Annotated in this window: 8 protein-coding genes; 7 read left to right on the top strand and 1 reads right to left on the bottom strand. The window is 72.5% G+C overall.

From position 1 onward, the window contains the following. Positions 1 to 1,001 (bottom strand): MFS transporter (locus tag N866_RS13180; RefSeq protein ID WP_155855365.1); only part of this gene is annotated, 1,001 nt, incomplete at its 3' end. Positions 1,002 to 1,060: 59 nt separating this feature from the next. On the opposite strand from N866_RS13180, the gene N866_RS13185 reads away from it, so the two are divergent. The 7 genes from N866_RS13185 to N866_RS13215 all read left to right on the top strand — a co-directional run bounded on the left by N866_RS13185 (position 1,061) and on the right by N866_RS13215 (position 9,114). Continuing rightward, positions 1,061 to 1,663 carry a TetR/AcrR family transcriptional regulator gene (locus tag N866_RS13185; RefSeq protein ID WP_052023032.1) on the top strand — a complete coding sequence of 201 codons (603 nt, stop codon included), beginning with the start codon at positions 1,061 to 1,063 and terminating at the stop codon, positions 1,661 to 1,663. Between the two features lie 97 nt (positions 1,664 to 1,760). Beyond that, positions 1,761 to 2,948, top strand: a complete 1,188-nt coding sequence (locus tag N866_RS13190) for an ROK family transcriptional regulator (RefSeq protein ID WP_034227080.1) — start codon at positions 1,761 to 1,763, stop codon at positions 2,946 to 2,948. A 53-nt stretch (positions 2,949 to 3,001) separates the two neighbouring features. Continuing rightward, positions 3,002 to 3,787 (top strand): ATP-binding cassette domain-containing protein, encoded by a 786-nt coding sequence (locus N866_RS13195; RefSeq protein ID WP_034227093.1) that lies wholly within the window; start codon positions 3,002 to 3,004, stop codon positions 3,785 to 3,787. A 291-nt stretch (positions 3,788 to 4,078) separates the two neighbouring features. Further along, a complete protein-coding gene (gene mmsA / locus N866_RS13200; RefSeq protein WP_034227082.1) occupies positions 4,079 to 5,626 on the top strand; it encodes a multiple monosaccharide ABC transporter ATP-binding protein in 1,548 nt (515 codons plus the stop codon). Between the two features lie 24 nt (positions 5,627 to 5,650). After that, positions 5,651 to 6,934, top strand: coding sequence for a multiple monosaccharide ABC transporter permease (gene mmsB / locus N866_RS13205; protein ID WP_034227084.1), 1,284 nt, complete (start codon positions 5,651 to 5,653; stop codon positions 6,932 to 6,934). A 246-nt stretch (positions 6,935 to 7,180) separates the two neighbouring features. Beyond that, positions 7,181 to 8,290, top strand: coding sequence for a substrate-binding domain-containing protein (locus tag N866_RS13210; protein WP_034227087.1), 1,110 nt, complete (start codon positions 7,181 to 7,183; stop codon positions 8,288 to 8,290). Between the two features lie 272 nt (positions 8,291 to 8,562). Beyond that, positions 8,563 to 9,114 (top strand): hypothetical protein, encoded by a 552-nt coding sequence (locus N866_RS13215; RefSeq protein WP_034227089.1) that lies wholly within the window; start codon positions 8,563 to 8,565, stop codon positions 9,112 to 9,114. Positions 9,115 to 9,256 lie beyond the last annotated feature (142 nt).

Here is a 9,256-nt window from a genome sequence, read left to right on the forward strand (position 1 = left end):
CCGGCCCGCGACGGGTCGACCGCCTGCGCCATGGCCGCCGCCGCGCCCACCGCGGCGAACGCCTGGGCGCCGGACTCGACGAGCCCCGCGCCCGTGGCGAGCCCGGGGTGGCGGATGACGCCGTACGCGGCGATGAGCAGGACGAGCGCCACGATCCCGCGCGCGAAGGTCGCCCCACCGCCGATGCGGTCGGCGAGGCGACCCGCCGGCGTCGCGACGACCATGAAGGGCAGGGCGAAGAGGGCGTAGCTGAGCCCGATGAGCAGCGTGCTCGCGTCGAGGTCCGCGAGGTAGCGCGGCCACACGGCGTCGTAGGCGCCGATCGGCACGTAGACCGCGACGGCGAGCACGACGGCGCCGAGGACCCGGCGCGAGCGGAGCAGGTCGAACGCGAGCGCGGGCGGCACCGGGGCGCCGTCGTCCGCGACCGGCTCCCGCAGCCGTACCCCGACGACGACGGCGCCCACCGCCGCGAGGACCGCCGCGGCGGCGAAGACCGTGGCCGGGTCGGTCCAGGCGAGGGCGGCCGAGGCCAGGAGCGGACCGATGGCCAGGCCGCCCAGCTCCGCGGTGCCCAGCCGGCCGAGCGCCTCGCCCGCACGCAGCGGGGCGAGGCGGACCAGCAGCCCGGCGGCGGCCGGCAGGTACAGGCCGAGCCCCACGCCCGAGACCGCGCGGGCGGCCACGAGGTGCCAGGCCTCGGTCGCCAGGGCGGACGCGGCGAGGGAGAGCGCCACGAGGGTCAGGGCCACGACCGCCATGCGGCGCACGTGACCCCGGTCGGCCTGCGGGGCGAGCAGGAGCTCGGTCACGAGGGCGGCGCCGAAGCCCGCCGCCGCGACGAGCCCGAGGCTGCCCGTCGACAGGCCGAGGGACTCCTGCAGGGCCGGGAAGAGGGGGAACAGCACCATCGTGCCACCCGCGGCGACGACCATGCCGAGGTAGGCCGTGCCCGTGCCGGGGGTCCTGCCGAGGCGGGTAAACGGTGCTGTTGTACGCATGGACAACAAAGGTAGCGGTTCTTGTCCACCTGGACAACAGCACCCGCTAGGCTGCGCCCGTGACCGTCTCCCGCAAGTCCGCCGAGGACCGGCGCGAGGAGCTCGTGCGGGCCGCGATCGCGCTGGTCGCACGCAAGGGCTTCGCCGCCGTGACCCTGCGCGACGTCGCCGCCGAGGTCGGTGTCGCGCACGGCCTCATCCGGCACTACTTCCCGTCCCGCGAGGCGCTCCTCGCGGCGGCGTTCGACCGGGCGGTGCGGGACGAGCTCGCCCAGCTCCCGCCGACGGTCGACGACCCGCTCGTCGCGCTCGCGGACTGGTGCACGTCGTCGGTGGAGGTCCACTACCTGGTGTGGATCGACGCCTGGGCGGAGGCGCCGCGTGACCCCGAGCTCGCCACGGCGCTCCGCGCCCACCACCTGGCGCTGGACCAGCACACGGCAGGCCTGCTGCGGCGTGCCTGCGCGGCGGGGGGCGGCCGGTGCGACGACCCGGACGACGCGGCGCGCCAGCTGACCGCGATGCTCGACGGACTCGCCGTGCAGCTGCACGTGCTGCGCGTCCTCACCCCGGACGAGCACGACCGGGTGGCCCTGGCCCACGCCGAGCGCCTCCTCGCGCTGCGGCCGGGAACCCTGGCCCGGGCGGTATCGTCCGGCTGAGCCGTGTGCGGTGCGCGCGGCGGCGGGGGACGGCGGACCGGGCTGACGAGAGCGCACGCGGTGCGCCGGTCCGGGACGGGACGGGAGGCGGAGCACGATGTCGGGCTCGCAGACCGCCCTGAAGGAGGCGAACCGCGCCGCCGTCGTCGAGGTCCTGCGGCGCCACGGCGGGCTGACCCAGGTCGAGCTCGCGGGGGCGACCGGGCTCTCCGCCGCGACCGTCTCCAACATCGTCCGGGAGCTGTCCGGCTCCGGGCTGCTCGAGGTGCGCAACACGGTCCGCTCCGGCCGCCGCGCCCAGCTCGTCACCCTGGCGCACCGGACCGGCATCGCGCTCGGCGTCCACATCGGCCTGCGGCACCTGCGCGTCGCCGTGGCGGACACGCGTCACGAGGTGCTCGCCGAGCAGACCCTGCCGCTGCCCTTCGAGCACCGCATCGACACGACGCTCGACCGCGCCGCGCGGCTGCTGTCCGAGCTGCTGGACCGGGTGGGCGGCGACGAGGAGGAGATCCTCGGCGTCGGTGTGGGCGTGCCCGCACCGGTCGACGCGTCCACCGGCGTGATCTCCGTGCCCGGGATCATGCGCGGCTGGGACGACGTCGCGATCGGCCACGTCATGACCAAGCGGCTGGGCCGGCCGGTGCTCGTCGACAACGACGCGAACCTCGGGGCCCTCGCGGAGAGCCGACTGGGCGCGTCCCGGCCGTTCCAGGACTCGGTCTACGTCCGCGCGTCCTTCGGGACCGGTGCGGGCGTCATGATCGCGGGACGGCTGCACCGCGGCTTCGCCGGCACGGCGGGCGAGATCGGGCACGTGCAGGTGGACCCGACCGGGGACATCTGCCTGTGCGGGAGCCGCGGCTGCCTCAACATGGTCGTCGGCGCCCAGCAGCTGCTCGCCTCCCTCCGCGCGAGCCGCGGCCCCCTCACCCTCCAGGACCTCGTGACGCTGGCGAACGACGGCGACCCGGGCTGCCGGCAGGTGGTCGAGGACGCGGGTGCGACGATCGGCACCGTCGTGGCGGGGCTCTCCGTGGCGCTCAACCCGCAGTGCGTCGTCGTCGGCGGGGAGCTCGCCGACACGGGGGAGGTGCTCGTGGGGCCGGTCCGCGAGGCGATCCGCCGCCGCGTGCTGCCCAACCACATCGCGCCGCTCGAGGTGGTGCGGGGGGAGCTCGGTCAACGGGCGGAGGTCATGGGGGCGGTCATGCTGGTGCTGGAGTCGGCGGACGTGCCGACGACCGTCCTCGACGTCCCCGCGCTCGCGAGCGCGTCGGAATGAGGCGGGGGAGTGTGCTCGTGCCCGAAGGCGTGCAGGAGGAGACGGTGGTTCCCATGACGACGGACGGTCTCGGGGCGTGGTCCCGCACACCGGTGCTGTCCCTGCGCCAGGTGACCCGGCGCTACCGGCGCGTCGAGGCGCTGGACGCCGTCGACCTGGACGTCCACGCGCGGGAGGTGGTCGCGCTCGTCGGGGACAACGGGGCGGGCAAGTCCACGCTCGCCCGCGTCGTCGCCGGCGTCGAGCAGCCGGACGCGGGCTTCGTGGAGATGGACGGCGCCCCGGTGACGATCTCCTCGCCGGGCGCCGCCCACGCGCTGGGGATCGCGACCGTCTTCCAGGATCCCGCGCTGTGCGACAACCTCAGCGTCGTCGCGAACCTCTTCCTCGGCCGCGAGCTGCGCGTGCGACCCGGGGGGCCGCTCGACGAGGAGCGCATGGTCCGGGAGGCCCGGCAGATCCTCGACGACCTCACGACCGGGATCACGTCGGTTCACCGGACGGTGAACGAGCTGTCGAACGGCCAGCGCCAGGCCATCACGATCGCCCGCGCGATGATCACCCGCCCGCGGGTCGTGGTGCTCGACGAGCCGACCGCGGCGCTCTCGGTCGTCCAGACGGCGGAGGTGCTGCAGCTCGTCACGCGGCTGCGGGAGATGGGGCTGGGTGTCGTGCTCATCAGCCACGACCTGGCCGACGTGCTGGCCGTCGCCGACCGGGTCGAGGTGCTGCGCCACGGGCGCAACAACGGCTCCTTCGACGCCGCGTCCTCCTCCCAGGAGGAGATCGTGGCCGCGATCACCGGGGCCCCCGGGGCCCGGGGGCGCGCCTTCCGCTGAACGGGCTCGTGCGGGGTTCCGCCGCCGCCTGGCCCCGCGCGCCACGTCACCGGCGATGCTGCTTGGCTTCACACGATGATGACAAAGCGGCAGCAAGACCCAACGGTCACGAGTCCGGTTACGTTTTCGTCACGGTCTTGAGTTCTTGGCTTCATTGGTTGACGCCAACGCCCGCCAGTCCCTAGCGTCTCCTCCAGCCGGCGACGCCGCCGGTGGCACCCGGTCCGCCGGGCGTCCCGAACCGGCACGCGCCGGACGTCTCAGTGCACTGCCGCACGAGAAGGGCTGGACATGTCGACCGCACCGGTCATCCTCGAGATGCGTTCGATCACGAAGACCTTCCCCGGCGTGCGCGCCCTGGACGAGGTGAGCCTCACCGTCCACGCCGGCGAGATCCACGCGATCTGCGGCGAGAACGGGGCCGGGAAGTCGACCCTCATGAAGGTGCTCTCGGGCGTGTACCCCCACGGCACGTACGAGGGCCAGGTCGTCTACGAGGGCGCCGAGGTCCGCTTCCACGACATCCGGGCCAGCGAGGCCGCGGGCATCGTGATCATCCACCAGGAGCTCGCGCTCATCCCCGAGCTGTCGATCGTGGAGAACATCTTCCTCGGCAACGAGGTCCGCGGGCCCTTCGGCATCGACTGGGAGACCGCCCGGGCGCGGGCCGTCGAGCTCATGGCGCGGGTCGGCCTCGACGCGTCGCCGGACGACCAGATCAAGAACATCGGCGTCGGGAAGCAGCAGCTGGTCGAGATCGCCCGGGCCCTGGCCAAGGACGTCCGCCTGCTCATCCTCGACGAGCCGACGTCGGCCCTCAACGAGGACGACTCGGCCCACCTGCTGGACCTGCTGCGGGGCCTGCGCGCCAAGGGCCTGACCTGCATCATGATCTCCCACAAGCTCAACGAGATCACCGACGTCGCCGACGCGATCACGATCATCCGGGACGGCCGCTCGGTCGAGACCCTGAGCAGCGGCGGGGGCCAGGTCAGCGAGGACCGGATCATCCAGGGGATGGTCGGCCGGGCGCTGGAGTCGCGCTTCCCGGAGCGGCACCCGTCCATCGGCGAGACGTTCTTCGAGGTGCGGGACTGGACCGTGGAGCACCCGCAGGTCCCGGGACGCCTCGTGTGCAAGGGCTCGAGCTTCCACGTCCGCCGGGGCGAGATCGTCGGCTTCGCCGGGATCATGGGCGCCGGCCGCACCGAGCTCGCCCGGTCCCTCTTCGGTCGCACCTACGGCCGCTACCTGCGCGGGCAGATCCTCAAGGACGGGACGCCGATCGAGGCCCACACCGTCCAGCAGGCCATCGACCACGGCATCGCGTACGTCCCGGAGGACCGGAAGGCCCTGGGTCTGAACCTCCTCGACAGCATCGAGGACACGGTGGTCGCGGCGGCGCTGGAGAAGGTGGCGGAGCGGGGCGTCATCGACGGCACGCGCGTCCACCAGGCCGCCGAGCGGTACCGCCGGTCCCTCAACGTCAAGACGCCGTCGGTCCGGGTGGGCGTCTCGAAGCTCTCCGGCGGCAACCAGCAGAAGGTGCTGCTCGGCAAGTGGATGTTCACCGAGCCGGACCTGCTCATCCTCGACGAGCCGACGCGGGGCATCGACGTCGGCGCGAAGTACGAGATCTACGGCCTCATCCACCGCCTCGCGGACGCGGGCAAGGGCGTCGTCGTCATCTCCTCCGAGCTCCCGGAGCTCCTCGGTCTCTGCGACCGCATCTACACCCTCTTCGAGGGCTCCATCACCGGCGACGTCGACCACGACGACGCCACGCAGGAGAACCTCATGCGACTCATGACCGGCGCGTCGTCGGTCATGTCCAACTGACGCAGGCGAAGGACAGACACGACGATGAAGTCACTGGGGCAGATCTTCAGCGGGGGAGCACGCCAGTTCGGCATGGTCTTCGCCCTGCTCGCACTGGTACTGGCGTTCCAGGTGTGGACGGGCGGCAAGGTGCTGACGTCCACCAACATGCAGAACATCATCAACGGCAACTCGTACGTGCTGATCCTCGCGATCGGCATGGTGCTGGTGATCATCGCGGGGCACATCGACCTCTCGGTCGGGTCCGTCGCCGCGGTGACCGGCATCATCGTCGCCCTCGCCATCCGTGACTGGGGCTTCCCGTGGTGGGCCGGCATCCTGCTGGGGCTCGGGGTGGGGGCTGTGATCGGCGCCTGGCAGGGCTTCCTCGTGGCCTACGTCGGCATCCCGGGCTTCATCACGACGCTCGCGGGCATGATGCTGTTCCGCGGTGCGAACCAGGCGATCGGGCAGTCCAACACGATCCCGGTCCCGGACGAGATCCAGTACCTCGGCGCGGGCTACCTGCCCGAGTGGGGTCCGGGCACGGGCCTGAACAACTCGACCCTGCTGCTCGGCGTCGTCGCCATCGCGGCGCTGGTGTGGCGCGAGAGCCGGCGGCGCGCCTCCGAGCGCCGGCTCGGCGCGGAGCCGGTGCCGATGTGGGCCGTCGTGACGCGCGTCGCCATCCTCTCCCTCGTGATCGTGGGCCTGACGTACGTGTTCGGCTCGGGCCGGGTCGGCACGTCCTTCCCGGTGGCCGGGGTGATCCTGCTGGTCCTGGCGCTGGTCTACGCCTTCGTCAGCAACCGGACGATCACCGGGCGGCACGTCTACGCCGTGGGCGGCAACCGGGCGGCCGCCGCGCTGTCCGGCGTCAACATCAAGCGGACGAACTTCTTCGTCATGCTCAACATGTCGGTGCTGGCCTCGCTGGCGGGCATCGTCTTCATCGGCCGGTCCACCGCGTCCGGCCCGTTCGACGGCACCAACTGGGAGCTCGACGCGATCGCCGCCGTCTTCATCGGCGGGGCGGCCGTCTCCGGCGGCGTCGGCACCGTGGTCGGCTCGATCATCGGCGGCCTGGTCATGGCGGTGCTCAACAACGGCCTGCAGCTCATGGGTGTCGGGTCGGACAGCACGCAGATGATCAAGGGCCTGGTGCTCCTCGCCGCCGTCGCGTTCGACGTCTACAACAAGACCCAGGGGCGGCCGTCGATCATCGGGCTCCTCCTGCAGAACCGGCGGCGCCAGACCCTGCTCGAGGGCGGCACCGCGGACCCCGCTGTGCCGGACGCCCCGGCCCCGGAGCCGGCCACGAGGAGCTGACCCGCGCGGCCGCCCGCCGCTGACGACGACCCACGACCCCGATCCCGACCGTCCCGCCGGCACCGCGCCGGTGGGTCGGCCGAGCACACCCTGGAACGGCCGCCGGTCGCTCCCACCGGAACGGCGTGCGCCGTTCCCACCAGGACGGCTCCGCCGCTCCCACCCCCGTACGACCCGCCCGTGCACCGACGCGCGGACGGTCACCACCGCACCGGTCGGTGCACGAAGGAAAAGGACGAACCACTGATGAGAAGGACCACGTTCGCACTGGCCGCCACGGCCATGGCAGGCGCCCTCGTCCTCACGGGCTGCGGCGACGGCGGCCGCGAGGGCGGCACGACTGACGCCGGTGCCGGTGCGGAGGAGGAGGCCGGCTTCGCGGCCGACGCCACCATCGGCGTGGCGCTGCCGCAGAAGACGTCGGAGAACTGGGTGCTCGCCGAGGAGCTGTTCAACGAGGGGCTGCGCGAGGCCGGCTTCGAGCCCATCGTGCAGTTCGCCAACGGCGGCGTCACCGAGCAGCAGAACCAGATCCAGGCGATGGTCGAGCAGGGCGCCGAGGTCATCGTCGTCGGCGCGATCGACGGCTCGCAGCTCGGCACGCAGCTCGAGGCGGCCAAGGACGGCGGCGCCTACGTCATCGCCTACGACCGGCTGGTGAAGAACACCGAGGCGGTCGACCTGTACGTGGCCTTCGACAACTTCCAGGTCGGCGTGCTCCAGGGCACGGCGCTCCTCGAGGGCCTCGCCGAGCGCAAGGGCGAGGGCCCCTACAACATCGAGCTCATCGCCGGCTCCCCGGACGACGCCAACTCGACGCCGTTCTTCGAGGGCGCCATGAGCGTCCTGCAGCCGCGGATCGACGACGGCACGCTCGTCGTCGTCTCGGGCCAGACGACGTTCGAGCAGGTCGCCACGCAGGGCTGGAAGGCGGAGAACGCCCAGCGCCGCATGGACACGATCCTGTCCGGCTCCTACGCGGACACCGAGCTGCACGGCGTCCTGTCGCCCAACGACACGCTCGGCCGCGCGGCGCTCACCGCCGTGGCGCAGGCCGGCAAGGAGACCCCGGTCGTCACCGGGCAGGACTCCGAGGTCGAGTCCGTGAAGTCGATCGTCGCGGGCGAGCAGTACTCGACGATCTACAAGGACACCCGTGAGCTGGTCGCCCAGACCATCGCCACGATCAAGGCCCTCCAGGCGGGCGAGGAGGCCGACGTCAACGACACCGAGTCCTACGACAACGGCGTCAAGGTCGTCCCGGCCTACCTCCTCACGCCGCTCATCGTCACCCAGGAGAACGCGGCCGAGGTGTACGAGAACGACGAGAGCCTGTTCCCGCTCACCCAGGGCTGAGCACGCTGGCGTACGCAGCACCGCCGACGGCGCGGAGGACCCCAGGGCCCTCCGCGCCGTCGGCGCGTGCAGGAGGGGCGCCGTCGGCGCGCCATCTTCCGAGACGCACGTCACATACCGCCGGGGCGCCCCGTGACAAAGGTCTCAGGTGCAGACGACTCGCCCTCCCTAGCGTGGGTCCCAGGAACCGCGACGCACGAACGGCGATTCCGTGGACGAGGACGTGCGGGGCAACGGAGCCTCCGCGCGCGACGCAGACGCAGGAGGCGAAGATGTCCACCACCACCGCCCGTCCGACGGGCACGAGCACCACGACGGTCTTCCAGGAGGAGGTCGTCACCCGGCCCGCAGCCCGCTACGCGCTGGCCTTCGGCCGGATCGTCATCGGCTGGATCTTCCTCTGGGCCTTCGTCGACAAGCTCTTCGGCCTGGGCTACGCGACGCCGGCCGAGCGGGCGTGGATCAACGGCGGGACCCCGGCCCAGGGCTACATCGGCGGCGCCGAGGGGCCGTTCGCGGGCTTCTTCCAGTCCGTGTTCCAGAACCCGTTCGGCGACATCCTCTTCATGGTCGGCCTGCTCGGCATCGGCCTGGCGATGACGCTCGGCATCGGGCTCAAGGTCGCCGCGGTCTCCGGCACCCTCCTCATGGTCTTCATGTGGATGACGCAGATCCCGTGGGTCATCGGTGGCAACAACCCCGTGACGACCTCCCACTGGGTCGAGGCGGCCCTGCTCATCATCGCGGCCACGACCCTCGCCGGTGACACGGCGGGTCTGGGTCGCCCCTGGGGCCGCATCGTCGGCAACAGCTGGCTGCGCTGACAGGACGGCGACGGCGCAGATCCCCGCGGGGGTCTGCGCCGTCGCCGTGCCGGGCGTGGGTCAGGCGGCCAGGGCCAGCGCGCCCCGGCGGGCGGGGACGCGGACGGTCCGACGGCGCCCGACGGCGAGCGCGGTCGCCACG

It is taken from the genome of Actinotalea ferrariae CF5-4 (assembly GCF_000603945.1).
In the GTDB taxonomy this organism is placed as follows: Bacteria; Actinomycetota; Actinomycetes; order Actinomycetales; family Cellulomonadaceae; genus Actinotalea; species Actinotalea ferrariae.